This window comes from Stutzerimonas stutzeri, from assembly GCF_024448935.1.
In the GTDB taxonomy this organism is placed as follows: Bacteria; Pseudomonadota; Gammaproteobacteria; order Pseudomonadales; family Pseudomonadaceae; genus Stutzerimonas; species Stutzerimonas stutzeri_AO.
On sequence record NZ_JAMOIE010000019.1, the window covers coordinates 41,654 to 66,018 of the forward strand.

The window sequence follows — 24,365 nt, forward strand, 5'->3', positions numbered from 1 at the left end:
AGCACACGGGCTGGCCTGCGAGGCGAGTGGACGGCTCGATAGGTACAGACAATGACAGGCAACGGTTGTTCTAGGACAGGCGAAGTAGGAGAATCGCGCGCTCCGTTTTTCGAATCAGCGACCTGCATGGCCTTCATCGCGCTTGGCATCAATCACAAGACCGCATCGGTGGATGTGCGCGAGCGTGTGGCGTTCACGCCCGAACAGACGGTCGAGGCGCTTCAGCAGCTGTGCCGTGTCACACCGACGCGTGAGGCGGCGATCCTGTCGACCTGCAATCGCAGCGAACTGTACCTCGAACAGGACCAGATCGAAGCCGATGCGGTGCTGGCCTGGCTGGCAAACTATCACCGACTGAGTCTCGATGATCTCAAGGCGTGTGCCTATGTTCATACCGACGACCAGGCGGTGCGGCACATGATGCGCGTCGCGTCGGGGCTGGATTCCATGGTGCTTGGCGAGCCGCAGATTCTCGGGCAGATGAAGTCCGCCTACGCCGTTGCGCGTGAGGCCGGTAGCGTCGGCCCGCTGCTGGGGCGTCTGTTTCAGGCCACCTTCAGCACCGCCAAGACCGTACGTACCGACACCGCCATCGGGGAAAACCCGGTTTCGGTCGCGTTTGCTGCGGTCAGCCTGGCCAAGCAGATCTTCGCCAACCTCGATCGCAGCCAGGCGTTGCTGATCGGCGCGGGCGAGACCATCACCCTGGTCGCTCGGCACCTGCATGAGCAGGGCGTCAAGCGCATCGTGGTGGCCAACCGTACCCTCGAACGCGCAAGCGCGCTGGCCGAGCAGTTCGGTGCTCACGCCATCTTGCTTGCTGACATTCCGCAGGAGCTCTACAACAGCGATATCGTCATCAGCTCGACCGCCAGCCAGCTGCCGATTCTCGGCAAGGGGGCGGTCGAGCAGGCGCTGAAGAAACGCAAGCACAAACCGATGTTCATGGTGGACATTGCCGTGCCCCGCGATATAGAAGCGCAGGTTGCCGATCTGGATGATGTCTATCTCTACACCGTTGATGATCTTCATGAAGTGGTGGCAGAGAATCTCAAGAGCCGCCAGGGCGCAGCCCAGGCCGCCGAAGAGCTGGTTGACGCCGGGGCTGACGATTTCATGGCGCGGCTCCGTGAGCTGGCGGCTGTGGATGTGCTCAAGGCTTATCGGCAGCACGCCGAGCGCCTTCGTGATGAGGAACTGCTGCGAGCCCAGCGGTTGTTGGCCAATGGCGGCACGCCCGAGGATGCGCTGGCGCAGCTGGCGCGGGGACTGACCAACAAATTGCTGCACGCGCCCAGTGTTCAGTTGAAAAAACTTTCTGCCGAAGGGCGTGTGGAGGCACTGAGCATCGTCCAGGACCTCTTCGCCCTGCAAGACAGCACGGACAAACCATGAAAGCGTCGCTGCTCAACAAACTCGATACTCTGCAGGACCGCTTCGAAGAGCTGACAGCGTTACTGGGTGACGCTGAGGTGATCAGCGATCAGACCCGTTTTCGCGCCTATTCGCGCGAGTATGCCGAAGTCGAACCGGTCATTTCCACCTATCGCGAATTCCTCAAGATACAGTCCGACCTCGAAGGTGCTCAGGCGTTGCTCAAGGACAACGATCCGGATGTTCGCGAGATGGCGGAGGAAGAAGTCGCCGAAGCACGCGGAACGCTCGAAGCGATCGAGGCTCGGCTGCAGCGCATGCTGCTGCCGAAGGATCCCAAGGATGGGCGTAACGTCTTCCTCGAGATTCGAGCCGGCACCGGTGGCGACGAGGCCGCGATCTTCGCTGGCGATCTGTTTCGCATGTATTCCCGCTACGCCGAGCGGCAAGGCTGGCGCATCGAGATCCTGTCCGAAAGCCCGGGCGAACACGGCGGCTATAAAGAAGTGATCTCGCGGGTCGAGGGCGATAATGTATTCGCCAAGCTCAAGTTCGAGTCGGGTGCACACCGGGTTCAGCGCGTCCCCGAAACCGAATCCCAGGGACGTATCCATACCTCGGCCTGCACCGTTGCGGTCCTGCCGGAGCCGGACGAGCAAATCGCCATCGAGATCAACCCGGCTGACCTGCGCGTCGACACCTACCGCGCCTCCGGTGCCGGTGGTCAGCACATCAACAAGACCGATTCGGCGGTGCGTATTACCCACTTGCCCAGCGGCATCGTCGTGGAATGCCAGGAAGAGCGCTCGCAGCACAAGAATCGTGCTCGGGCCATGGCCTGGTTGGCCGCCAAGCTGCAGGATGTGCAAGACAGTGCGGCGCACAAGGAAATTTCCGAGACGCGCAAGTTGCTGGTGGGCTCAGGTGATCGTTCCGAGCGTATTCGGACTTACAACTTCCCACAGGGGCGCGTTACGGATCACCGCATCAACCTGACGCTGTATTCGCTCAACGAAGTGGTCAGCGGCGCAGTCGAGCAGGTGATCGAACCGCTGCTGCAGGAATATCAAGCCGATCAGCTTGCTGCGCTGGGCGACTGACCGCTCGCTCATCGGCGAATCCTCCCGATTGCCGATGGCGGCGGCGTACCACTGAGTTCTGGAAACCCGAACATGGCGACAATCGATTACCTGCTGCGTGCCGCCCAGCTGCCCGACTCGCCGAGCGCCAAGCTCGATGCCGAGTGGCTGCTTGCGGCCGCGCTGGGCGAAGGGACAAGCTACCTGCGCACCTGGCCTGATCGCGAGGTGCTACCCGAGGTCGAGGCTCGCTTTGCGGCTTGCCTTGAGCGTCGTCGGCTTGGCGAGCCGGTGGCTTACATTCTGGGCCACCAGGGTTTCTGGAGTCTCGATCTCGAAGTGGCGCCCCATACCTTGATTCCGCGGCCGGACACCGAACTGCTGGTTGAATCGGCGTTGGAGATGCTGCCAGCTGGTCCGACGACTGTGCTCGATCTGGGCACGGGGACCGGTGCGATTGCCCTGGCGCTTGCCTGTGAGCGCGCGACCTGGCGGCTTACCGGCGTGGACCGCATCAGCGAAGCCGTTACGCTGGCCACCCGTAATGCTCAGCGACTTGGGCTCGGCAATGTGGGGTTTATCGAGAGCCATTGGTTCTCGTCGCTCGCGGGCCAGCGTTATGGATTGATCGTCTCCAATCCACCCTACATTCCCGCCAGTGACCCGCATCTACTGCAGGGTGACGTGCGCTTCGAGCCGAGCAGTGCGCTGGTGGCGGGAGGAGATGGACTGGATGACATCCGGCTGATCGTCAAGCAGGCGCCTGCTCATCTGCATTTATCCGGCTGGTTGATACTGGAGCACGGTTACGATCAGGCGATGGCGGTGCGGACCCTGTTGTCCGATGGCGGTTTCGTCGATGTCGCTAGCCGCAAGGATTTCGGTGGCCACGAGCGTGTCAGCTTCGGGCGGCTGCGGTGAACCCAATGAGGAGTAGTGCATGCTGAGCGATGACGAGCTGCTGCGTTACAGCCGACAGATCTTGCTGAGACAGGTTGATATCGAAGGCCAGCTCAAGCTTAAGCAGAGCCGTGTGCTGATCGTCGGGCTTGGCGGGCTGGGCTCTCCGGTCGCGTTGTATCTCGCCGCGGCCGGGATTGGCGAACTGCATCTGGCAGACTTCGATCGGCTCGATCTGACCAATCTGCAACGGCAGATTGCTCACGACACGCCATCGGTGGGGGTGCACAAGGTGGACTCGGCAATGGCTCGGCTGTCTGCACTCAACCCATTGGTCAGGCTGGTGCCGCACCGCGCCGCGATGGATGCCGACACGCTTGGTGCCGCTGTGGCAGGAGTCGACCTGGTGCTCGATTGCACGGACAATTTTGCAGTTCGTGAGGCTGTGAACGCAGCGTGTGTAGCGGCCGTGAAACCGCTGGTGAGCGGCGCGGCCATTCGGCTCGAAGGGCAGCTATCGGTGTTTGACCCTCGGGTCGAGTCCAGCCCCTGCTATCACTGCCTCTATGGCCATGGCACTGAGGCTGAGCTGACGTGCAGCGAGGCGGGCGTGCTCGGGCCTGTCGTCGGCATGGTAGGTAGCCTGCAGGCACTTGAGGCAATCAAGTTGCTGGTCGGTTTCGGTGAGCCTTTGATTGGCCGCCTGCTGTTGGTGGATGCACTGTCCAGTCGTTTCCGCGAGCTGAAGGTCAAGCGCGACCCCGCCTGCGCAGTCTGCGGACGCGGCCGTGTCTGATAACGGGCCGATAGGCGTTTTCGATTCTGGTGTGGGCGGGCTGTCGGTGCTCCGGGAGATTCGTGCCCGCCTGCCTCATGAGTCGTTGCTGTATGTAGCGGACAGCGGTCACGTCCCCTACGGCGAAAAAAGCCCGGCGTTCATCCGCGAGCGCTGCCGGGCCATCGCTGGGTTTTTGCTTGAGCAAGGCGCCAAAGCGCTGGTGCTGGCCTGCAATACCGCAACGGCCGCAGGGGTGGCGGACTTGCGTGAGCAGTATCCGCAGCTGCCATTGATTGGGATGGAGCCCGCCGTCAAACCGGCCGCCCGGGCAACCCGCAGTGGGGTGGTGGGCGTGCTGGCCACGACGGGCACCTTGACGAGCGCTAAATTTGCAGCGCTGCTCGACCGTTTCGCCAGCGACGTGCGCGTCATCACGCAGCCATGCCCTGGGCTTGTCGAGCGTATTGAAGCCGGGGAGCTTGCTACGGCAGGCACCCGAGCGCTGCTTGAGAGCCTGGTTCAGCCATTGATCGAGCAGGGCTGCGATACGCTGATTCTCGGCTGTACCCACTATCCTTTCGTAAAGCCGCTGCTGCGCGAGATGCTGCCCCCTGAGATCGCTCTGGTCGATACAGGTGCCGCGGTCGCGCGGCATCTCGAGACCTTGCTGGCAGCCAGCGGCCAGCTAAGCGACGGTAAAGCCATCGTGCGCTTCTGGAGCAGTGGCGATCCCCGGCGATTGGCCCGCGTTCTACCGGTACTTTGGGGTGAAAACGGTACAGTTTCATACTGTTCTGTTTAGGGACTCCCCGTGCTGGCCGGCCTCTGTAACTATGTGATACTTAGCAAAGACAAGCGACACCAACGTTCCAGTAAGGACATTCTGTATGAAAAAACTGATCTCCCTCGCCGCAGTTACGGTTATTTCTCTGGGGCAGGTGGCTGCCGTCCATGCATTGGATCTGACTGCTGCAGTTGGCCGCACCGGCGAGTCGACGACGACCTATCGGCTGGGCGCGCAATTCGACTTCAACCGTAGTTGGTTCCAGACCAGCGTGGGTCGGCTAACGGGCTACTGGGATGCAGGCTACACCTACTGGGAAGGCGACGAGACCTCTAGCAATCACAGCATTTCGCTCGCACCGGTCTTCGTCTATGAATTCAACGGAGGGTCAGTGACGCCTTATCTCGAAGCGGGTATCGGCATCGCAGCGTTCGAGAATACCGAAGTGGAAAACAACGACCTGGGCTCGTCTTTTCAGTTCGAGGACCGCTTGGGGGCCGGCCTGCGCTTTGCCGGCGGACAGGAGGTTGGCGTGCGAGCCATCCATTATTCCAACGCCGGCATCAAGGATCCCAACGATGGTATCGAGAGCTATGCAGTGCATTACCGAGTCTCGTTCTGATCGCTGAGCTTGGAGGCTGATGGCGCTGTCGTCAGCCGTCGATATACACGTTTACCGAGCCCTTGCGCTCGTCCAGGCAGTCATCCGAGCCCAGCTCGTACTCCCGACAGATAAGCGGCCGCTGTGCGTAGATGGTACAGCGCATGCTGTCCCGGTCGAGCGCTACGCACCACCCGTCGTCGAGGCGGCGCATCACTTGGCCGCCCCAGTCGTCTTCATCGATGAAGCGTTCCGGGACGCCGGTGTCGGTCAGCAGCAGTACTTCGAGGCGACAACAGCACGCGGCGCAGCTGCTGCAACTGACCGTATCGTCGGGCAACTGGCGGTGGGGAATGGCAGATTGAGTCATGGCGGCAGTCTACGCGTCTTGCGTCGGGATAGCTGCATGCCGCTAATGGCGCTGAGAAGGTAAAAGCCAGCACGGTCGTGCTGGCGCAACAGGCTAGCTGTTTTCTTCGATTTGCTTGTTTTTCCAGCCTTCACCGCCGGGTAGCATCAGGTTGAGTAACAGCGCGATGATGGCGCATAGCGAGATACCGGACAGGCTGAATTCCCCATAGCCGAACGCCATACCGCCGATGCCGAACACCAGCGTCACTGAGACGATGATGAGGTTGCGCGCTTCGGCCAGGTCCACCTGATGGCGAATCAGTGTGCTCAGGCCAACCACCGCGATCGAGCCGAACAGCAGGCAGAGGATGCCGCCCATGACTGGCACCGGCATGCTCAGCAGCCCAGCTCCAAATTTCCCGATGAAAGCCAGGGCAATGGCGAAGCCCGCCGCCCAGGTCATGACTTTCGGGTTGTAGTTCTTGGTGAGCATCACCGCGCCGGTCACTTCCGCATACGTGGTGTTAGGCGGGCCGCCGAACAGACCCGCTGCCGAAGTCGCCAGGCCGTCACCCAGGAGCGTGCGGTGCAGGCCGGGTTTCTTGATGAAGTTGTTACCCGTCACGCCACCAATCGCCACCACGCCGCCGATGTGCTCGATAGCGGGTGCCAGCGCGACCGGGACCATGAACAAAATTGCGCCCCAGTGGAATTCCGGTGTGACGAAGTTCGGCACCGCCAACCAAGGTGCTGCCGCGATTCCGCTGGTATCCACGACACCAAACGCGAACGACAGACCATAGCCCACAGCGACGCCAGCCAGGATTGGCACCAGCCGGAATAGCCCTTTGCCGAGTACAGCCACCAGCAGGGTGGTCAGCAAAGCGGGCATTGAGATCATCATGGCCGTGGCGTAGGGCACCAGCTGAGCGCTACCGTCACCGGCTTTGCCCATGGCCATATTTACCGCGACGGGCGACAGGGCGAGACCGATGGAGATAATCACCGGTGCGATCACTACGGGAGGTAGTAGCCGGTCGATGAATCCAGGGCCTTTCAGGCGCACCGCAACGCCGAGAAACATGTACACGATGCCGGCCGCGACCACGCCGCCAAGCACCGCTGGCAGGCCGAAGTCACCCTTGGCGGCGATGATTGGCGCGATGAAAGCGAAACTCGACGCCAGGAATACGGGTACCTGGCGTTTGGTGATCAGTTGAAACAGAAGGGTGCCGATACCGGCGGTGAACAGCGCGACGTTGGGGTCCATCCCGGTAATCAGCGGCATCAGCACCAGCGCGCCGAACGCCACGAACAGCATCTGCGCGCCGGCCAGCACCTGGCGTCCGAGCGGTTCTTCCATGAGTTGCGGCATCTCAGATGTCCTTCTGCTTGGTGCCGAATATCTTGTCTCCGGCATCGCCCAGGCCGGGCACGATGTAGCCGTTCTCGTCCAGACGGTCATCAATGGAGGCGGTGTAGATGGTGACGTCCGGATGGGCCTTTTCCACGGCCTCTATGCCTTCCGGTGCAGCCACCAGAACCAGTGCGCGGATTTCCTTGCACCCGGCCTTTTTCAGCATGTCGATTGCTGCAACCATCGATCCGCCGGTTGCCAGCATCGGATCGATGATCATCGCCAGGCGCTGGTCGAGCTCATCGACGAGGCGCTCTAGGTAAGTGTGCGCCTGCAGCGTTTCCTCATTGCGTGCAATGCCGACCGCGCTGACCTTGGCGCCTGGTATCAGGCTGAGTACGCCGTCGAGCATGCCGATACCTGCTCGGAGAATCGGCACAACGGTGATTTTCTTGCCGGAGATCTTTTCAACCTGGACCGGGCCGCACCAGCCGTCGATGCTGTAGTTTTCCAGCGGCAGGTCGCGAGTCGCTTCGTACGTCAGGATCGAGCCAACCTCCTGCGCCAGTTCGCGAAAATTCTTGGTACTGATATCGGCGCGGCGCATCAACCCAAGTTTGTGGCGAATAAGCGGGTGGCGGATCTCTCGAGTGGTCATGCGTGGCTCCGGCGGTCGAATAAACCGGCGTAGATTAATGCATCAGGGTGTTGGCGGCTATTGATGTGTCCGAGAGGGCTTGCCCTGTGCCTGGCTGCATCGGTATCGTCGCGCCCCTTGATTTGAAGGTGGCCGATCGAGCTGCTTCATCTTTCAACTGCCTTGGAGCATCGCCATGTCCGTCGATCTCGCACACGTCCGCCAGATCATGGCTGAAGCCGACTGCCTGTATTCCGACGCCGAGGTCGAAGCGGCAATCGACGCGGTGGCCGTGAAAATCAATGCTGAACTGGCCGACCGAAACCCTGTGGTGTTCTGCGTGATGAACGGGGGGCTGATTTTCTCCGGCAAGCTGGTGACCAAGCTGGATTTCCCGCTGGAGCTGTCCTACCTTCATGCGACGCGTTATCGCAACGAAACCAGCGGAGGCGAGCTGTTCTGGAAAGCCAAGCCAGAAATCTCGTTCATCGACCGTGATGTGCTGATTATCGATGACATCCTCGACGAAGGGCACACGCTCGGCGCAATGATTGATTTTTGCCGGCATGCCGGTGCTGCCGCTGTGCACACTGCGGTGCTGGTCGATAAGGATCATCAGCGCAAGGCGCGACCGGACCTTAAGGCTGATTATGTTGGGCTCAGCTGCGTCGATCGCTACGTGTTCGGCTATGGCATGGACTACAAGGGTTACTGGCGGAACGCGCCTGGCATTTTTGCTGTTAACGGCATGTAACGAGTTATCCGCTGGCACCAAAGTCGCGTATCTCTAGACGTCCGGATCGCGGCTTCGGGATGGCGATAAATAAATGGACGGTGGTCTTTCTCGGCCCGATCTGAAGGCTGTCCTCCCGACAGGCTGTCTCGCCCTGTCGTAGCGCGCCTCGGCAGCGGTTCTGGTCTCTGTCAGCCTTGGCGTTCCATTCCCTTCCGGCTGTTTCGTTTCGCCCCACGCGTTGCGCTTCGGTAACGCTCTTGCGCATCGCTGCGTGTTTGCCCGTCGCGGCGGAGGGTGCCTGGGCCTGTGCCGGGCTCAATTGTTCGAGTAAACGACGACCAGTTGCGCTCAGCGCCGCCTAAATTTTCGCGAACAGCATCGCAACTGCTCTATTCAGCGGGTTGCGTCTCTTTGACTGGCGGCTAAGCTCTCCGATAGCTTCGTCGAAGGTCTTCCGCAACGCTGGCGCCTATCCGGTTGCAAGCCAGTACCGGTAAGGCTATTCATACTTAAGTATGACAAAGCAAATCAAACCTTAGTGCGCTTAACCCACTGCCTTCGTGTGGTTAGGGTGTGCGTACTTCGAACCAACCAGGAGCGCCTCATGACAAAAACAACAAGGCACGGAATCTTCCAGCCCAAGATTCTGGCCCTCGCGGTCGCGTTGGGCATTGCATCACCGGCTTATGCCGTTACCTTCAATATTGGGGAAGTGGAGGGGCAGTTTGACTCGGCGATGTCGATCGGCGCCAGCTGGTCGATGACGGACCGCGATATGGATTTGGTAGGTATCAATAATGGCGGTACCGGATACACGCAGACTGGCGACGACAATCGGCTGAACTTCAAGAAGGGCGAGACCTTCTCCAAGATTTTCAAAGGTATTCACGACCTGGAACTGCGCTATGGCGATAGCGGTGCCTTTATTCGCGGCAAATACTGGTATGACTTCGAACTGAAGGACGAGCATCGTCTATTCAAGGAAATCAGCGACAGCAACCGCAAGGAAGCGGCTCAGTCGTCCGGCGCTCAGATTCTCGATGCTTTCCTCTACCACAACTACTACTTGGTTGACCTGCCGGGCACCGTCCGGGTTGGCAAGCAGGTGGTCAGCTGGGGTGAAAGTACCTTTATCGGTAACTCGATCAACTCGATCAACCCGCTGGATGCGGCCGCGTTCCGTCGCCCCGGCGCTGAGATCAAGGAAGGCCTGATTCCGGTCAATATGCTCTACCTATCGCAGAGCCTGACCGACCAGCTCAGCATGGAAGCCTTCTACCAGCTGGAATGGGACCAGACGATCGTCGACAACTGCGGCACGTTCTTCGGAAACGATGTCGTGGCTGATGGATGTGATGACAACTACGCTATTGGTAATGCCGCAATCCTTCCGCTGGAGCCGTTCGCAGCCGCCGCGGGGGTGGGTTTCGATGTGACCTCCGAGGGCGTGATCACGCCTCGCAGTGGGGACCGCGATGCCAGGGATTCCGGTCAATTCGGTGTGGCGTTTCGTTGGCTGGCTGACGCGGCCGAATATGGCGTCTATTTCATGAACTACCACAGCCGCACGCCGGTAGTCAGTACCACCACCAGCAACATCTCGCTGGCGGATGCAGCAGCGATCGGTGGGGTCCTGGCAGGTGCAGGGATGCCGACCAGCCTGGCCGGTGGCATCTTGCAAAGCGCCGCCCTGGGCAACGGCAGTTACTACCTCGAGTACCCGGAAGACATCCGTCTGTATGGCGCAAGCTTCTCGACCACCTTGCCCACGGGTACCGCGTGGTCAGGGGAGATTAGCTACCGGCCCAACGCTCCGGTGCAGATCAACACCTATGACCTGACCCGGGCCATGCTGAATCCCATCGCAGGCGGAGTGGCTTCACCGGTGCAGACCTCGCCCGGTGCCGACAATCGCGGTTACAACCGCAAGGAAATCACGCAGATCCAGACGACCTTCACGCACTTCTTCGATCAGGTGCTCGGCGCGGATCGGGTGACTGTCATAGGCGAAGTCGGTTACGCCCATGTGGGCGGGTTGGAAAGCAAGGATGAAATGCGTTATGGCCGCGATTCGATCTATGGCAGCGTCGACGACCCTGTTCAGCTTGCGGCATACGGAGACGACGGCTTCGTCACTGCCGACTCCTGGGGTTACCGTCTGCGCGCCCTGGCCAACTACAGCAACGTCTTTGCCGGTGTGAACCTGACGCCAAACCTGTCGTTCTCGCATGACGTCGACGGCTACGGCCCGAACAACCTGTTCGTCGAAGACTCCAAGGCCGTCAGCATCGGTGTCGACGCCGAGTACCAGAACACCTACACGGCCAGCCTGTCTTACACCGATTTCTTCGATGGCGACTACAACACGCTGACCGATCGTGACTTCCTCGCATTCAGCGTGGGCGTGAACTTCTAAAGAGGCCGCTTTATTTGTCGATCTGCGGGGTGCTCCGCCACGCGTCTAGCGTTATGCAAGGCCTCCGGCCAAAACAATTAAGAGGAACTGGAAGCGTATGAAAGCAACAAAAAAATTATTCGGTGTCTTGGCCTTCTCGGTGCTGGCAAGCAGCGTGATGGCTGCAGTTTCTCCAGAGGAAGCGGCAAAGCTCGACAATACCTTGACCCCACTCGGTGCCGAGAAGGCGGGTAATGCCGAAGGAACTATTCCTGCCTGGACAGGTGGTCTGTCCACCGATGCCGCACCGCTGGATGACGGGCATCTGACCAATCCTTTCAAAAACGAACAGCCCGAGTTCGTCATCACTGCGCAGAACGTCGACCAGTACAAAGACAAGCTGACCGCAGGCCAGCAGGCGATGTTCAAGCGTTATCCAGACACCTACAAGATTCGCGTGTTTCCGACACATCGCACTGCAGCAGTGCCGGACCGCATCTACGAAGCAGCCAAAAAAAGCGCTTTGAATACCGAGTTGGTGGATGGCGGTAACGGTATCGCCAATTTTTCCGACAGTCGCTACTACGCCTTCCCCATCCCGAAGAACGGTCTGGAAGTCGTTTGGAACCATATCACCCGGTATCGTGGTGGCAACGTACGCCGCGATATCGTGCAAGCCACTCCGCAAACGAATGGCAGCTACACCCTGGTGCACTTCGAAGACGAAGTGGCGTTTCCCAGCGACATGACGGATCTGGACCCGGAGCGCGCGAAGAACGCGCTGTTGTTCTTCAAGCAGCGGGTGACGGCTCCATCGCGTCTCGCCGGTAACGTCTTGCTGGTGCACGATTCGCTGGATCAGGTGAAAGAGCCGCGCCAGGCCTGGATCTACAACGCCGGTCAGCGTCGCGTACGTCGTGCCCCGCAGGTCGCCTATGACGGCCCCGGTACTGCCGCAGATGGCATGCGTACCACCGATAACTTCGACATGTTCAGTGGCGCGCCTGACCGTTATGACTGGCAGCTGGTCGGCAAGAAGGAGCTGTATATCCCCTATAACAGCTTTGACATCAACTCCAGCGATGTGAAGTACAGCGACATTATCAAGGCTGGACACGTTAACCAGGACCTGGCACGTTATGAGTTGCACCGCGTCTGGGAGATCGAAGCCAACCTTAAAGATGGGGAGCGCAATATCTATGCCAAGCGCCGTTTCTTCGTGGACGAAGATACCTGGCAGATCGTGCAGTCCGAGCTTTATGACGGCCGCGGGCAGCTCTGGCGTGTCGGTGAGGCGCACCTGCTTCAGTATTACCAGCATCAGGCACCGGCCTATGCCTTTGAGGCGCTCTACGACGTGATCTCTGGTCGTTACATCGCGATCGGCATGAGCAACGAAGAGAAAGCGCACGAGTTCGGTTACAAGGCATCGGCCCGGGATTTCACTCCGGCTGCGCTGCGTAACGCCGGTGTACGTTGATCAGCTAGTATTTCAAGGTGAATAAGGCGGCCGACTGGCCGCCTTATTTGTTGGTGCGCCAGGCATGGCGCGTAGGCGCAACTGGCTTGGCTGTGGTGGTCAAGCTGGTGATCTGCGGGTGAACGTGCTCTACACAGCCGGCAAGGGGAAGCGCTAGCTGAACGGCAAGGGTGTCGCGGGTGACTGTGAATCTGCAGCAAGCCGAAGGCATAATGCTGGCTCGACGGGGTTGCCTAGCCGAACAGGAAGCGGGTAGAGGCGGCGTAGCGGGGTAAGGTGGCAACGATCACAAAGCCCGATAGTTGCACGGAACGCTACGACCTAGATCCGCCAGGCATAACCAGGAAGCGCGCGAATTACCCCGGGGAGATCTGTTCAGCCTGCCATCTGCCATCTGCTAGCGCTGCCGTGAGCTGACGGGATGGTTGAACAGCAGTCAGCCGAGGCCGTAGTAGTTGTTCGAAAGCGGAGTGACGAAGGGCTGAACCTGCCATGAGCGGACAGTCGGGTGTGATCGCTGTCGGAGAATCAAGCAGAAACCCTGCGAAGAACGGCGGTCGAGACCATCAGGGGGTTGGGGCGCAAGCCCCGCGAGCCGGTCCGGGCGCTTAGCTACCACAGGAGACACATCAACGGAACCAAGCTCGCTGAGGCTGTTGGTCGGTAGGCAGGAACCACCGTATACGGAACCGTACAAACGGGGGTGGGAGAGGACGGCGGGAGCAATCCCGCCTCCTGCTCGATGCTGGCGTAGCGGCAATGATACTTTTGGCCATTGCAAGCGTAAGGCGTTGAAGCGCTCGCAACGAATGCAGCGATTCGACAAAAGCGCTGCAATCGTGCAGGTTATTACGGCGCATGGCGCCGCGATAGTTTGATTTCGACCCCGGAGTGGATCGGATGGTAGCGCCCATCGCATTCCTCAGTGGACTGATACGAATAAGAGAAACCTCGCTATGTCCGTACGCTTCAACCCTGGTGCGCTCAGCACAGAAGCCGCAGCGCAGGTTCAAGTTGCGACTATTCCACGTCTTCCACCATTGCATATACCAAGGCCACGACTCGTCGTTGCGCTGCTCGAGGCCCGTTGTCGACTGCGTTTGATCTGTGCGCCCGCCGGGTTTGGCAAGAGCGTACTCATGAATGAGTGTGCACGGATGGTGCCAGCCGATACACATCTCGTCTGGCTTGATCTCGGTGGCAGGGCGTTCTCTGCTGAATCGCTGTATTCGCAGCTGCGCCAAGTATTAAACGGTACAACTGCGCTAAGCGGGGATGTTCAGCAAGACCTCATCAATCTGCTGAATGATTTTGCGCGGCCGCTCTGGATCATGTTGGACGATTATCCGAGGGAGGTCATCGCACCGTTTGACGCCTGCCTCGACTTTCTGATCGAAAGGGGACCCGAATCCGTCAGTTGGTGGGTAAGCAGTCGTCGGCAACCCGCTTGGAAGCTACCCAGGCTATTGCTGCAAGGTGACTTGTTCGAGCTGGAAGCCGAGGCGCTGGCACTGGCGCCTGGCGAGCTGCGGTTGTTGCTCAAGGCACGCCGTATGGAGCTCGCCGATGACACATTCAAGCAGTTATTGGCGGGCAGCGAGGGGTGGTTGGCCGGTGTCAGTCTGCTGTTATTAAATGCTGATGAGCAGGCAGTTCGGGAGCGGTTGATAGCCGGTACGTCATTGTTGCGCGATTATGTGCAGCGCGAAGTGCTTGAGGGGTTGAGTGAGGAGATCTGCCGCGCGCTGTTCGCGTTGGCGCGCATGCCGCGCTTTTCATCGCAGCTGTGTGAGCATGTCCTCGACGACATAGGAAACGAGCTTCTCGATGTGCTCAAGACGTCCCAGCTGTTCATTCGCCAGACCGACAACTGTGGTGAATGGTATCGCCTGTGGCGGCCGCTAGCGTTGATCTTGCAACGCATGCCGGGGGTAGCATCACCCACCCAGACGCATCTGCGCGCCTGTCAGTGGTTTGCCAATCGCGGTGAAATGCGTGAGGCCGTGGAGCATGCGCTGTGGGCAGGACAGCCAGAAGTCGCAGCCAACTTCTTACAGCGCTACGGGCAGGAGCAGCTGCTCATCGGCGACAACGTTTCGCATTTCATGAAATGGCGCAGTGAACTACCGCGAGATTTGTTCAACAGCACGACCCGGCTGATTGTGCTGCATGGCTGGGCTTTGATCATCTCTGCTCGGTTAGACGAAGTCGATGACTGCCTCGCCGATCTGGCCAAGTTCTTTCCTCAACCCGATGCCCGGCGTCAGGCGCAGCTGCTTGCTCAGTGGCAAGCGTTGCGCGGTTTTCTAGCGCGTTTGCGTGGTGAGCCTGAGGCCAGGGACTACTGCCTTCAGGCTCTGCAGGTCCTGTCTGATCACGCTTGGGCGCAACGGGTGCTCTGCTATCAGGCGTTGTCCCAGCAGGCGATAGCCGAAAGCCAGCTCGAGTTGGCCCAACATTACAATAGCGAAGGCATGAAACTTGCCCGGCTCAAGGGCAGCGTGCTGTATGAAGCGCTGCTGAGCATCGATCGAATCCAGCTGCTGGAAATTACCGGCGAGTTCGAGCGAGCCGTTGGGGTGCTCGAAGAGTCTCTGATGGTACTGCGCGACGGTGTCGGCCATAGTCCGATCATCGGCCGGCTGAACCTGCTACGGGGCCATCTACTGGCCTATCAGGGGCTCGACGAGCCGGCCCGCGAGGCGTATCAGCAAGGTCGAGTCGAGACGCAAACCTGTGGTGATTCATATGTATTCTTCGGCTATGCCGGGCTGGCGGAGCTGGCGGCTCGCAATCAGGAATTTCCTACGGCTTACCATTGGTTGCGAGAGGCCGAGCGGTTGGCCCAGTGGCGACACGTGCCGGAGGCCCGTTTCCGCGGCATTCTGCCGCTGATAACCGGACTGACGTGGTTGCATCAGGGGCAGTTGAAGAAGGCCAGGGCGGTGTTCATACAGGTGCTGGAACTCTACGATGGCCACACCTATATCGCACCTTCCGGGTTCTACGAGTTGCTGCCGCGGGTTCAGCGCTACCTTGCGGTGATCGACCTGCTGTCCGCCCGTGGTGCGCTGGCCATCGACACGCTGCGTGAACTTATCGAGCAAAACCTCCGGTCGCAGCGGTTGGGGCTGGCCTGTGAGTGTCGCTTCACACTTGCCGAGGCGCTTCAAATGCAAGGCCAGCATGACGAAGCGGAGCTGGAACTAGGCAAGGCGCTCGGTGAGGCGGCAAGGCAGCACCTGGTCAAGCCGTTGTACGAGTTGCAGCATCGCCAGCCGCAATGGCTTGCCAAGAAGTTGCCTGCAGGGCAGGGAGAAAGTTTGCGTGATCGGTTGCTGCAATTTGGGCGAGAGTCTGAGCAGAGCGCTGTCCCGGGCGATGAGGCCATCCTGAGCAACCGCGAACTCACGGTCCTGCGTCTCATCGCGCAGGGCTGTTCGAACCGGGAGATTGCCGAGCAACTGTTTATTTCTCTGCATACAGTCAAGACCCATGCCCGGCGAATCAATACCAAGCTCGGGGTGGCCAGACGTACGCAGGCGGTGGCACGAGCCAAGGCTTTGGCCTGGCTGTGACCCTCGTCAGGGAAGCAGGGCTAGATGCTTGCCGCGAACCATGACAGGCGCCAACTGCACTGCTCCGGCGGAGGGAAGCTAACGATTATTCGTGTTTAGTCGCAAGGTGAGCTTCGGGTACAGCGCCTCCCGGCAATCGGGTTGACGGTTACTGTGCCGCTGAGTGCGAATGCTTGGTCAGGCGATAAGAGCTGCTCTGTCCGCCTCGTTCGATGGCGAGGCTGAACTTCAGGCTGGTGATCAAGCGTTCGAGCTGCTGCTGGTCCCGCCATTGGCTGGAACTGATGAAGCGCTTGACCGCCACGCCAGCGGCGTCGGTCAGAGTCAGCAGAATGCTGCCGTCAGGTTTCTCAATGCTGAAATTGACCCTGTAGTCTGGCTGAAACACATCGCTGATTTTCTGGAAAGGACTGTTCATGCCGGTACCTGACTGGATGACTGCCCCCAATGGACCTGGTGGCGGTCAACTAGTTTCGCCCGCTGGACGGGTTCCCTGCGACGGATCATCGCAGGGCCATAGATCCATCAAGATGGCGCGGCGCAAGCTGGCAGCTCCTCCAGTGCCGCCGGATTGTTTTTAAAGGCCTTCGCAAACAGGTCACGGTGTCGGGCCATGAAGATGCCGATGTCGTCGGCCTGCTGTTCGCTCAACGAAGGCGTAGCCTTCTGCAGTGCCGCAGCCAGGGCTTCGGCCAGCTCGAGCATTTTGTCGTGACGATCGGCTTCGGCTTTATCCATGAACAAGCGCTCCAGGTCCCGGCTGCTGCGGTACACAACTTCGACGGCCATCTGCCACCTCGGCTCAAATGAATGGGCTACTGTTTATCTATACAGTATAGGTTGCCTGGCAACGCTTGGAAAGCGTCGGGGTATCGGGCTGTCCAGCTCAATTGACGAAGTGGCCTCGAAGCCGCTCGGCGCGAAACTCCAGATTGCTGCTCCGGTAGCCCGAGCGCAACGGTGGTAGCGGAGCGCAGGATTGCCAGCGTTGGCCAGGTTGCAGGTTTCCCGGGCCGCGGTATTGCGGCGCGCCATAGTTGGAGGTCACCAGATTAAGGCTGGAACCGGGAGAATAGGCAGCTACATCCCAACTCAGGTTGCGCATCGGCTTGGGGCTGTGGTTGTCCAGAATGATGAGCAACGGCTGTCCGGCCGGGCAACTGGTCGGTGCATACGCCATCCGCAGCTGGAGTTGAGCAAGCAGCTGCTCTTCCCGTTGTTCTTGCCAGATCACCCAGGCCGCAACGATGCCAAGGCCAAGCAGCGCTCCCAGCGAAATCGGTACCGCCCGAAGGGGGTACCGAATCAATAGGATCAGCCAGGTTGCGACCAGCAGCGCGCCGATCAGCATGGTGAGGGGGCGCGCGAATAGTTAACCATTGAAACCTCTTTTCAGCGTGATTCGGCAGACATCCTAACGCTGGCTCGCACGGGGGTGCGACTTCCAATGGCCAGGCAGGTGGTCGTGCCTGCGGCGCTAGTCAGGCATCCCTGTCGGGGCGGGCATGGCGGGCGAGCCGCTCAAGCGCGGCCCTGAGCTTGGGGTCGTTAATGCCACGAGCGGTTTCCTGGATATTGTCTGCTGCACGCGCCGACAGTTCTGGCGCCGGCCCGGGCTTGTGCCGCGGCGTCTCGGGGGGCTGCATCTTGAACTGAATACGGCTCAGGCCGCTGAACGCTTCCAGGCACAGCAGCTGCCGTTGCAAGCGTCGTTGCTGATAGCGCAGTCGCGTTGCCCAGTGACTGTCGGTCACGATCAGTAGCAGTGTGCCTTCGCGCCATGAGGCTACACGACAGAACTCTCGTGCTGCGGGTTGCAACTGGCTGTCGACCAGTTGCTGTAGTCGATCCAGTCGTTTGGCTTCGCCAAACAGCGCTTTTAGCGGTTTGGTCTCGCGCAGCAGCGACGCAGAGGCTCGGGCCGGCAAGGGGCGAAACGACATGGTCGACGCTCGTAAATGAAGAGCCGACATATTAGCAGAACCCTGCAATAGCCTTCTGCTCGCGCTGTGACCCGCCAAACCTGCGCCCGGATCGCCTGGTGCCGGGCGCCAATGGCTGGTTCGGCTGCGCAGCAGGCACCTTTCCTCGCGAACGTTTCCGGGTAGAATGCTCCCTTTGCACGGAGCCGTGGTGGCCCTGCGGCCGTGCCTCCATCCCCAGCATGGAAGTCTTTGTCGATATGTTTGCGCCTTTAATGAAGAAGCTCTTTGGCAGCAAAAATGAGCGTGAGGTCAAGCGCATGCTCAAGGCGGTTCAATCCGTCAATGCGCTCGAAGAGCAGATGCTGTCTCTCTCCGATGAGCAGTTGCGGAGCAAGACCGAAGCGTTCAAGGCCCGCCTCGGCCAAGGCGAGACCCTCGACCAGATTCTTCCCGAAGCGTTTGCCGTCTGCCGCGAAGCAGGCAAGCGTGTGATGGGCATGCGTCACTTCGATGTACAGCTGATCGGCGGCATGACGCTCCATGAAGGCAAGATTGCTGAGATGCGTACCGGTGAAGGCAAGACGCTGGTTGCGACCCTGGCCGTATACCTCAACGCATTGGCGGGCAAAGGCGTACATGTCGTTACGGTGAACGATTACCTGGCGCGTCGCGATGCCAACTGGATGCGTCCGCTGTATGAGTTCCTGGGCATGACGGTGGGTATCGTCACGCCTTTCCAGCCGCCGCAAGAGAAGCGTGCGGCGTACGCGGCCGATATTACCTACGGTACGAACAACGAGTTCGGCTTCGACTACCTGCGCGACAACATGGCGTTCAGCCTCGAAGAAAAGAACCAGCGCGAACTCAATTTCGCAGTCATCGACGAAGTCGACTCGATCCTTATCGATGAAGCCCGTACGCCACTGATCATCTCCGGCCAGGCCGAAGACAGTTCCCAGCTCTATCAGCAAATCAACCAGCTGATTCCTCTGCTCAAACAGCACATCGAAGAGGAAGAGGGTGTCGTTACCCAGGAGGGTCATTTCTCGATCGACGAGAAGACGCGTCAGGTCGAATTGAACGAGTCGGGTCACCAATTCGTCGAGGAAATGCTGACCAAAGCAGGGCTGCTCGCCGAAGGCGAGAGCCTGTATTCCGCCCACAACCTCGGCTTGTTGACCCACGTGTATTCCAGCCTGCGTGCGCACAAGCTGTTCCATCGCAACGTCGAATACATCGTGCAGAACAACCAGGTGCTGTTGATTGACGAGCACACCGGTCGGACCATGCCAGGTCGTCGCCTTTCCGAGGGCCTGCATCAGGCCATCGAAGCCAAGGAAGGGCTGCCGATTCAGCCGGAAAGCCAGACGCTTGCCTCGACCACCTTCCAGAACTACTTCCGTCTGTATAAAAAACTATCGGGCATGACCGGTACTGCGGACACAGAAGCGTTCGAATTCATGCAGATCTACAACCTGCCGGTAATGGTGATCCCGACCAACAAGCCGCTGGCACGTAAGGACTACAACGACCTGGTCTACCTGACCCAGGAAGAGAAGTTTGCTGCAATCATCGCCGACATCAAGGATTGCCAGAACAATGGTCGTCCGGTTCTGGTGGGCACTGCAACCATCGAAACATCCGAATATGTCTCGCGTCTGCTGGTCAGCGAAGGCATCGAACACAAGGTGCTAAATGCCAAGCACCACGACAAAGAAGCGGAAATCATCGCGCAGGCGGGACGTCCGGGTGCGGTGACCATCGCTACCAACATGGCAGGCCGAGGCACCGACATCCTGCTCGGCGGCAACTGGGAAGTTGAAGTGGCGGCGCTGGAGAACCCAACGGATGATCAGGTCGCGCAAATCAAGTCCGACTGGCAGAAGCGTCATCAGGCCGTACTCGAGGCGGGTGGCCTGCATGTGATCGCATCCGAGCGTCACGAGTCGCGCCGTATCGACAACCAGCTGCGTGGGCGCGCCGGGCGCCAGGGCGACGCCGGTTCGAGCCGCTTCTACCTGTCGCTGGAAGACAGTCTGATGCGTATCTTCGCCTCGGATCGGGTGAAGAACTTCATGAAGGCACTGGGCATGGAGTCCGGTGAGGCGATCGAGCATCGCATGGTGACCAACGCCATCGAAAAGGCCCAGCGCAAAGTCGAAGGCCGCAACTTCGACATGCGTAAGCAATTGCTCGAATATGACGACGTCGCCAACGAGCAGCGCAAGGTGATCTATCACATGCGCAACAGTCTGCTGGCCGCCGAGGAAATCGGAGAGACCATCAGCGAGTTCCGCCGCGAGGCACTCGATTACGCCATCAATCAGCACATTCCGCCGCAGTCGCTGCCCGAGCAATGGGATATCAGTGGGCTCGAAGCGGTGCTCTACAGTGACTTCGGCGTGCGGCTACCGGTACAGCAGTGGCTCGATGAAGACGAGAAGCTGTACGAGGAGACGCTGCGCGAACGCATCCTCGAGGCGCTGGTAGCGGCTTACAACGAGAAAGAAGAATTGGCTGGCGCCGAGGCGCTGCGCTCTTTCGAGAAGCAGATTGTCCTGCGCGTACTCGACGATCTGTGGAAGGATCACCTGTCGACGATGGATCATCTGCGTCATGGTATCCACCTGCGCGGCTACGCTCAGAAAAACCCGAAGCAGGAATACAAGCGCGAGTCCTTTACACTGTTTCAGGAACTGCTCGAGTCCATCAAGCGCGACAGCATCCGGGTTCTGTCCCATGTGCAGGTTCGTCGCGAAGACCCGGTCGAGGAGGAGCGGCGTTTGCGCCGCGACGCTGAAGAGCTGGCGCAGCGTATGCAGTTTCAGCATGCCGAGGTTTCGGCGCTGGAAGCAGACCAGGAGGCTCCAGAGGCTGAGGGCGAGGTAGCGGCAGTTGCAGCCCCCACGCGCACCGAGCAAAAGATCGGGCGCAACGAACCATGCCCTTGCGGGTCCGGAAAGAAGTACAAGCATTGCCACGGACAGGTTCAGTAAGCTGACCCTTCTGTGTTGACCCGCGCCGCGACCGGCTCTAGCCGCTCGCGGCGTTTTTCTCCCTGATTTTCGGTGGCCGAAGGCCATCCATCCTTTCTGAAGGAGCGCATCAATGGCTGTCGGTCTTGGTCCCCTGCCTACACTGCACCCGGTTCCCGGTTTCGAGCTCGGCATCGCTTCGGCGGGCATCAAGCGACCGGGCCGCAAGGACGTCGTAGTGATGCGTTGCGCCGAGGGCTCAACGGTTGCTGGCGTCTTCACGCTCAATGCCTTTTGCGCAGCGCCGGTCATTCTTGCGAAGCAGCGGGCTCAGGGAACGGTACGTTACCTACTGACCAATACAGGAAACGCTAACGCTGGTACTGGCGAGCCAGGCATGCAGGCAGCCATCCGCAGCTGTGCCAGCCTGGCCGCGCTGGCTGGCGTGAGCGCCGATGCAATCCTGCCGTTTTCAACCGGCGTCATCGGTGAGTTGCTGCCAGTTGAGAAGATCGAGGCGGCGCTTCCCGCAGCGCTGGCCGACCTGGATGAAAATCACTGGGCCGAAGCCGCCACCGGCATCATGACTACAGACACGCTGCCCAAGGGCGCGAGCCGTCAATTCGAGCACGCTGGCGTGACGGTTACCGTGACCGGTATTTCCAAAGGTGCCGGCATGATCCGTCCCAACATGGCGACCATGCTTGGCTACATCGCTACCGATGCGAAGGTCGCTCAGCCCGTATTGCAGGATCTGCTGCGGGATGCGGCCAACAAGTCGTTCAACCGTATCACCATCGACGGCGACACCTCGACCAACGACTGCTGCATGCTGATCGCTACCGGCAAGGCTGACGTCGCTGAAATCACTGCAGCCTCCGGTGAGCTGTTCACCAAGCTCAGGCAGGCGGTCTTCGATGTCAGCATGGACGTGGCTCAGTCCATCGTTCGTGACGGCGAGGGTGCCACCAAGTTCGTCACCGTCCAGGTCAACGGTGGCCGCAGCCATCAGGAGTGCCTCGACGTTGGTTATGCCGTCGCGCACTCGCCGCTGATCAAAACAGCACTGTTCGCCTCCGATCCGAACTGGGGGCGCATTCTGGCGGCAGTGGGTCGTGCAGGCGTTCCCGAGCTGGACGTGAGCAAGATCGATGTCTATCTGGGCGCCATATGTATCGCCAGCCAGGGTGGACGTTCGCCGAGCTATACGGAAGAGCAGGGCGCCGCGGTCATGGCTGAGGAAGAAATCGAAATCCGTATCGAGCTCGGTCGCGGTGATTGCAGCGAGACGATCTGGACCACGGACCTTTCTCATGAATACGTGCGGATCAATGCCGAATACCGCACCTGATCCCTTGGCAATCGGCATGCTGAATAAACTGCTGCGGCAGGTCCCGGCGACGGGCGGACCGCCGCTTGGTGGCGGAACATGAAACGGCTCCACGTCGCTGCTGGCGTGATCCGTGGCGCCAACGGTCATGTGCTGATCGCCAAGCGCCCCCTGGGCAGCCACCAGGGTGGGTTATGGGAATTCCCCGGCGGCAAGGTCGAGCAAGGTGAGACTGCAGAGGCTGCGCTCGCGCGGGAACTGGCAGAAGAATTGGGCATTGCGGTAATTGCTGCGAGGCCCCTGATTCAAGTGCGCCATGACTATTCGGACAAGCGGGTGCTCCTCGACGTCTGGGAAGTGCTTGAGTTTGACGGCGAGCCGCACGGGGCCGAGGGGCAGCCGTTGGCTTGGGTGTCCGCGGAGGATCTGCCGCGTTATGACTTTCCGGCGGCGAACCGGCCGATAATCGCTGCGGCTCGCCTGCCGAAGGCGTACCTGATTACCCCGGACAACTTGGCGCCCCAGGAGCTGCTGTGCGGTGTGGCGTCCGTGTTGGATGCAGGGGTTCGGCTGCTGCAGCTACGCTGCCCCTCGCTGCCGGACGTTCGGTACCGGGCGCTGGCAGCTCAAGTGCTGGAGGTGTGTGTCGGGCGTGCGCAGGTAATGCTTAAAGGGCCACTGGAGTGGGCCCATGATTTTCCGGACGCCGGCTGGCATCTGACGGCCTCGCAGCTGCGCAGGTACGCCGACGCGGGCAGGCCCATAGAACCGGAGCGATGGCTCGCCGCGTCATGCCACGATATGGCCGAGTTGGATCTGGCCAAGCAGATGGGGGTTGATTTCATTGTGCTCTCGCCGATACTTGATACCGCCTCGCACCCCGAAGCGAGACCTTTGGGGTGGCAATGCGCCGCCCAACTGCTGCTAGGCTTCGCTCAGCCTGCGTACCTACTGGGCGGCCTTGGTCCGAGTGATGGGGCGAGGGCTGCTCGGGTCGGTGCGCAGGGCGTCGCGGGAATTCGGGCCTTCTGGCCTGCTGGTCATGAGCGGTAGCGGCTCGAGTACGGCCCCTCGCCTGAATTGTCGGGTAATGATGGTGTCGTATGGACCGTTGTATATTGATGGCGGTTGGATAGAAAAACTCTATCGAATCTATTTCCTCAATCAATTAACGATATCTGTGTTCGTGCGCTACCTTGAATATCGTTAAATTCTGAATCCCAAAAGGAGTGAGTAAATGTCTCTGATCAATACCCAAGTCCAGCCATTCAAAGTCAACGCTTTCCACAATGGCAAGTTCATCGAAGTCACCGAAGAGTCCCTCAAGGGCAAATGGTCGGTGCTGATCTTCATGCCGGCAGCCTTTACCTTCAACTGCCCGACCGAGATCGAAGACGCTGCCAACAGCTACGCCGAGTTCCAGAAGGCCGGTACCGAGGTGTACATCGTCACCACCGATACCCACTTCTCCCACAAGGTCTGGCACGAGACTTCCCCTGCGGTCGGCAAGGCTCAGTTCCCGCTGATCGGCGACCCGACCCACCAGTTGACCCGTGCATTCGGCGTACACATCGAAGAAGAGGGTCTGGCGCTGCGCGGCACCTTCCTGATCAACCCGGAAGGCGTGATCAAAACCGTTGAGATTCATTCCAACGAAATCGCCCGTGATGTCAGCGAGACGCTGCGTAAGCTGAAAGCTGCTCAGTACACTGCCGCTCACCCGGGCGAAGTCTGCCCGGCCAAGTGGAAAGAAGGCGAAGCCACTCTGGCCCCGTCGCTGGATCTGGTCGGCAAGATCTAACAGCCATAGGCGCTGCGCTTGTCGCAGCGCCTGCAACGCTGTCTTTCGGACGATTCAGCTGTCCGAACTCGAACGCCTGGGCGTGAACCGTCCGGGCGTTTTATTACCTGAATTATGCAAGAAGGGGAACGCTGCTCATGTTGGACGCCCATCTCAAAGCGCAACTGAAAACCTATCTGGAAAAGGTCACCCAGCCGTTCGAGATCGTTGCATCCCTCGATGACGGCGCCAAATCCCAGGAAATGCTCAGCCTGCTGGAAGACATCACCAGCCTGAGCGACAAG

At 59.8% G+C, this 24,365-nt stretch carries 21 protein-coding genes; 14 read left to right on the forward strand and 7 right to left on the reverse strand.

What is annotated here, in order from left to right; translation table 11 throughout:
- The first annotated feature begins 126 nt into the window (after nt 1-126).
- The 6 genes from hemA to NA637_RS08055 all read left to right on the forward strand — a co-directional run bounded on the left by hemA (nt 127) and on the right by NA637_RS08055 (nt 5,537).
- The gene (gene hemA / locus NA637_RS08030) at nt 127-1,395 is read left to right on the forward strand and encodes a glutamyl-tRNA reductase (protein WP_256071775.1); all 1,269 of its coding nucleotides are present in this window, start codon (nt 127-129) and stop codon (nt 1,393-1,395) included.
- Nucleotides 1,392-2,474: a peptide chain release factor 1 gene (gene prfA, locus NA637_RS08035; RefSeq protein WP_256071776.1), complete on the forward strand. Its 1,083-nt coding sequence runs from the start codon at nt 1,392-1,394 to the stop codon at nt 2,472-2,474. Before hemA ends, prfA begins: the two co-directional genes overlap by 4 nt.
- Before the next feature lie 72 nt (nt 2,475-2,546).
- Nucleotides 2,547-3,374 (forward strand): peptide chain release factor N(5)-glutamine methyltransferase, encoded by an 828-nt coding sequence (gene prmC / locus NA637_RS08040; protein ID WP_256071777.1) that lies wholly within the window; start codon nt 2,547-2,549, stop codon nt 3,372-3,374.
- Between the two features lie 19 nt (nt 3,375-3,393).
- Nucleotides 3,394-4,149: a molybdopterin-synthase adenylyltransferase MoeB gene (locus NA637_RS08045; protein WP_256071778.1), complete on the forward strand. Its 756-nt coding sequence runs from the start codon at nt 3,394-3,396 to the stop codon at nt 4,147-4,149.
- Nucleotides 4,142-4,933, forward strand: coding sequence for a glutamate racemase (gene murI, locus NA637_RS08050; RefSeq protein WP_256071779.1), 792 nt, complete (start codon nt 4,142-4,144; stop codon nt 4,931-4,933). Before NA637_RS08045 ends, murI begins: the two co-directional genes overlap by 8 nt.
- An 85-nt stretch (nt 4,934-5,018) precedes the next feature.
- A complete protein-coding gene (locus NA637_RS08055; RefSeq protein ID WP_256071780.1) occupies nt 5,019-5,537 on the forward strand; it encodes an acyloxyacyl hydrolase in 519 nt (172 codons plus the stop codon).
- A gap of 31 nt (nt 5,538-5,568) precedes the next feature.
- Here the strand turns inward: NA637_RS08055 and NA637_RS08060 are convergent, their stop codons facing one another.
- The 3 genes from NA637_RS08060 to upp all read right to left on the reverse strand — a co-directional run bounded on the left by NA637_RS08060 (nt 5,569) and on the right by upp (nt 7,882).
- On the reverse strand, nt 5,569-5,886 hold the full coding sequence (locus tag NA637_RS08060) for a YkgJ family cysteine cluster protein (RefSeq protein ID WP_256071781.1): 318 nt from the start codon (nt 5,884-5,886) through the stop codon (nt 5,569-5,571).
- 93 nt (nt 5,887-5,979) lie between these two features.
- Nucleotides 5,980-7,242, reverse strand: a complete 1,263-nt coding sequence (locus NA637_RS08065) for a uracil-xanthine permease family protein (protein WP_256071782.1) — start codon at nt 7,240-7,242, stop codon at nt 5,980-5,982.
- A gap of 1 nt (nt 7,243) precedes the next feature.
- Nucleotides 7,244-7,882 carry a uracil phosphoribosyltransferase gene (gene upp, locus NA637_RS08070; RefSeq protein ID WP_256071783.1) on the reverse strand — a complete coding sequence of 213 codons (639 nt, stop codon included), beginning with the start codon at nt 7,880-7,882 and terminating at the stop codon, nt 7,244-7,246.
- 175 nt (nt 7,883-8,057) lie between these two features.
- Here upp and NA637_RS08075 point away from each other — a divergent pair, with 175 nt between their 5' ends.
- From NA637_RS08075 to NA637_RS08090, 4 genes are all read left to right on the forward strand, one after another.
- Nucleotides 8,058-8,615 carry a hypoxanthine-guanine phosphoribosyltransferase gene (locus tag NA637_RS08075; RefSeq protein ID WP_256071784.1) on the forward strand — a complete coding sequence of 186 codons (558 nt, stop codon included), beginning with the start codon at nt 8,058-8,060 and terminating at the stop codon, nt 8,613-8,615.
- A gap of 586 nt (nt 8,616-9,201) precedes the next feature.
- Nucleotides 9,202-11,013 (forward strand): DUF1302 domain-containing protein, encoded by a 1,812-nt coding sequence (locus NA637_RS08080; protein WP_256071785.1) that lies wholly within the window; start codon nt 9,202-9,204, stop codon nt 11,011-11,013.
- Nucleotides 11,014-11,110: 97 nt separating this feature from the next.
- Complete coding sequence (locus tag NA637_RS08085) at nt 11,111-12,472, forward strand: DUF1329 domain-containing protein (RefSeq protein WP_256071786.1); 1,362 nt, start codon at nt 11,111-11,113, stop codon at nt 12,470-12,472.
- A 956-nt stretch (nt 12,473-13,428) separates the two neighbouring features.
- The gene (locus NA637_RS08090) at nt 13,429-16,050 is read left to right on the forward strand and encodes a LuxR C-terminal-related transcriptional regulator (RefSeq protein ID WP_256071787.1); all 2,622 of its coding nucleotides are present in this window, start codon (nt 13,429-13,431) and stop codon (nt 16,048-16,050) included.
- 148 nt (nt 16,051-16,198) lie between these two features.
- On the opposite strand, the gene NA637_RS08095 is transcribed toward NA637_RS08090, so the two are convergent.
- The 4 genes from NA637_RS08095 to NA637_RS08110 form a co-directional block, all read right to left on the reverse strand.
- On the reverse strand, nt 16,199-16,468 hold the full coding sequence (locus tag NA637_RS08095; RefSeq protein WP_256071788.1) for a DUF3509 domain-containing protein: 270 nt from the start codon (nt 16,466-16,468) through the stop codon (nt 16,199-16,201).
- Nucleotides 16,469-16,575: 107 nt separating this feature from the next.
- Nucleotides 16,576-16,839 (reverse strand): YebG family protein, encoded by a 264-nt coding sequence (locus tag NA637_RS08100; protein ID WP_256071789.1) that lies wholly within the window; start codon nt 16,837-16,839, stop codon nt 16,576-16,578.
- A gap of 97 nt (nt 16,840-16,936) precedes the next feature.
- The gene (locus NA637_RS08105) at nt 16,937-17,401 is read right to left on the reverse strand and encodes a multidrug transporter (RefSeq protein ID WP_256071790.1); all 465 of its coding nucleotides are present in this window, start codon (nt 17,399-17,401) and stop codon (nt 16,937-16,939) included.
- A 130-nt stretch (nt 17,402-17,531) separates the two neighbouring features.
- Entirely contained in the window at nt 17,532-17,993 is a 462-nt protein-coding gene (locus NA637_RS08110) for a DciA family protein (RefSeq protein ID WP_256071791.1), read from the reverse strand.
- Nucleotides 17,994-18,232: 239 nt separating this feature from the next.
- On the opposite strand from NA637_RS08110, the gene secA reads away from it, so the two are divergent.
- From secA to ahpC, 4 genes are all read left to right on the forward strand, one after another.
- Nucleotides 18,233-20,971, forward strand: a complete 2,739-nt coding sequence (gene secA / locus NA637_RS08115) for a preprotein translocase subunit SecA (RefSeq protein WP_256071792.1) — start codon at nt 18,233-18,235, stop codon at nt 20,969-20,971.
- 112 nt (nt 20,972-21,083) lie between these two features.
- Complete coding sequence (argJ, locus tag NA637_RS08120; RefSeq protein WP_256071793.1) at nt 21,084-22,301, forward strand: bifunctional glutamate N-acetyltransferase/amino-acid acetyltransferase ArgJ; 1,218 nt, start codon at nt 21,084-21,086, stop codon at nt 22,299-22,301.
- A gap of 78 nt (nt 22,302-22,379) precedes the next feature.
- Nucleotides 22,380-23,333 carry a Nudix family hydrolase gene (locus tag NA637_RS08125; protein ID WP_256071794.1) on the forward strand — a complete coding sequence of 318 codons (954 nt, stop codon included), beginning with the start codon at nt 22,380-22,382 and terminating at the stop codon, nt 23,331-23,333.
- A 184-nt stretch (nt 23,334-23,517) separates the two neighbouring features.
- Nucleotides 23,518-24,081, forward strand: coding sequence for an alkyl hydroperoxide reductase subunit C (gene ahpC, locus NA637_RS08130; protein ID WP_046162591.1), 564 nt, complete (start codon nt 23,518-23,520; stop codon nt 24,079-24,081).
- Nucleotides 24,082-24,365: the final 284 nt, after the last annotated feature.

Excerpts from the sequence above, each read along its gene's own strand:
- argJ (WP_256071793.1), top strand. The coding sequence starts at position 21,084 with ATGGCTGTCGGTCTTGGTCCCCTGCCTACACTGCACCCGGTTCCCGGT.
- NA637_RS08075 (WP_256071784.1), top strand. The coding sequence starts at position 8,058 with ATGTCCGTCGATCTCGCACACGTCCGCCAGATCATGGCTGAAGCCGAC.
- NA637_RS08045 (WP_256071778.1), top strand. The coding sequence starts at position 3,394 with ATGCTGAGCGATGACGAGCTGCTGCGTTACAGCCGACAGATCTTGCTG.
- NA637_RS08090 (WP_256071787.1), top strand. The coding sequence starts at position 13,429 with ATGTCCGTACGCTTCAACCCTGGTGCGCTCAGCACAGAAGCCGCAGCG.
- ahpC (WP_046162591.1), top strand. The coding sequence starts at position 23,518 with ATGTCTCTGATCAATACCCAAGTCCAGCCATTCAAAGTCAACGCTTTC.
- NA637_RS08065 (WP_256071782.1), bottom strand. The coding sequence starts at position 7,242 with ATGCCGCAACTCATGGAAGAACCGCTCGGACGCCAGGTGCTGGCCGGC.
- hemA (WP_256071775.1), top strand. The coding sequence starts at position 127 with ATGGCCTTCATCGCGCTTGGCATCAATCACAAGACCGCATCGGTGGAT.
- NA637_RS08100 (WP_256071789.1), bottom strand. The coding sequence starts at position 16,839 with ATGGCCGTCGAAGTTGTGTACCGCAGCAGCCGGGACCTGGAGCGCTTG.
- NA637_RS08060 (WP_256071781.1), bottom strand. The coding sequence starts at position 5,886 with ATGACTCAATCTGCCATTCCCCACCGCCAGTTGCCCGACGATACGGTC.
- prmC (WP_256071777.1), top strand. The coding sequence starts at position 2,547 with ATGGCGACAATCGATTACCTGCTGCGTGCCGCCCAGCTGCCCGACTCG.
- NA637_RS08095 (WP_256071788.1), bottom strand. The coding sequence starts at position 16,468 with ATGAACAGTCCTTTCCAGAAAATCAGCGATGTGTTTCAGCCAGACTAC.
- NA637_RS08110 (WP_256071791.1), bottom strand. The coding sequence starts at position 17,993 with ATGTCGTTTCGCCCCTTGCCGGCCCGAGCCTCTGCGTCGCTGCTGCGC.
- prfA (WP_256071776.1), top strand. The coding sequence starts at position 1,392 with ATGAAAGCGTCGCTGCTCAACAAACTCGATACTCTGCAGGACCGCTTC.
- secA (WP_256071792.1), top strand. The coding sequence starts at position 18,233 with ATGTTTGCGCCTTTAATGAAGAAGCTCTTTGGCAGCAAAAATGAGCGT.
- upp (WP_256071783.1), bottom strand. The coding sequence starts at position 7,882 with ATGACCACTCGAGAGATCCGCCACCCGCTTATTCGCCACAAACTTGGG.
- NA637_RS08105 (WP_256071790.1), bottom strand. The coding sequence starts at position 17,401 with ATGCTGATCGGCGCGCTGCTGGTCGCAACCTGGCTGATCCTATTGATT.
- NA637_RS08085 (WP_256071786.1), top strand. The coding sequence starts at position 11,111 with ATGAAAGCAACAAAAAAATTATTCGGTGTCTTGGCCTTCTCGGTGCTG.
- NA637_RS08080 (WP_256071785.1), top strand. The coding sequence starts at position 9,202 with ATGACAAAAACAACAAGGCACGGAATCTTCCAGCCCAAGATTCTGGCC.
- NA637_RS08055 (WP_256071780.1), top strand. The coding sequence starts at position 5,019 with ATGAAAAAACTGATCTCCCTCGCCGCAGTTACGGTTATTTCTCTGGGG.
- NA637_RS08125 (WP_256071794.1), top strand. The coding sequence starts at position 22,380 with ATGAAACGGCTCCACGTCGCTGCTGGCGTGATCCGTGGCGCCAACGGT.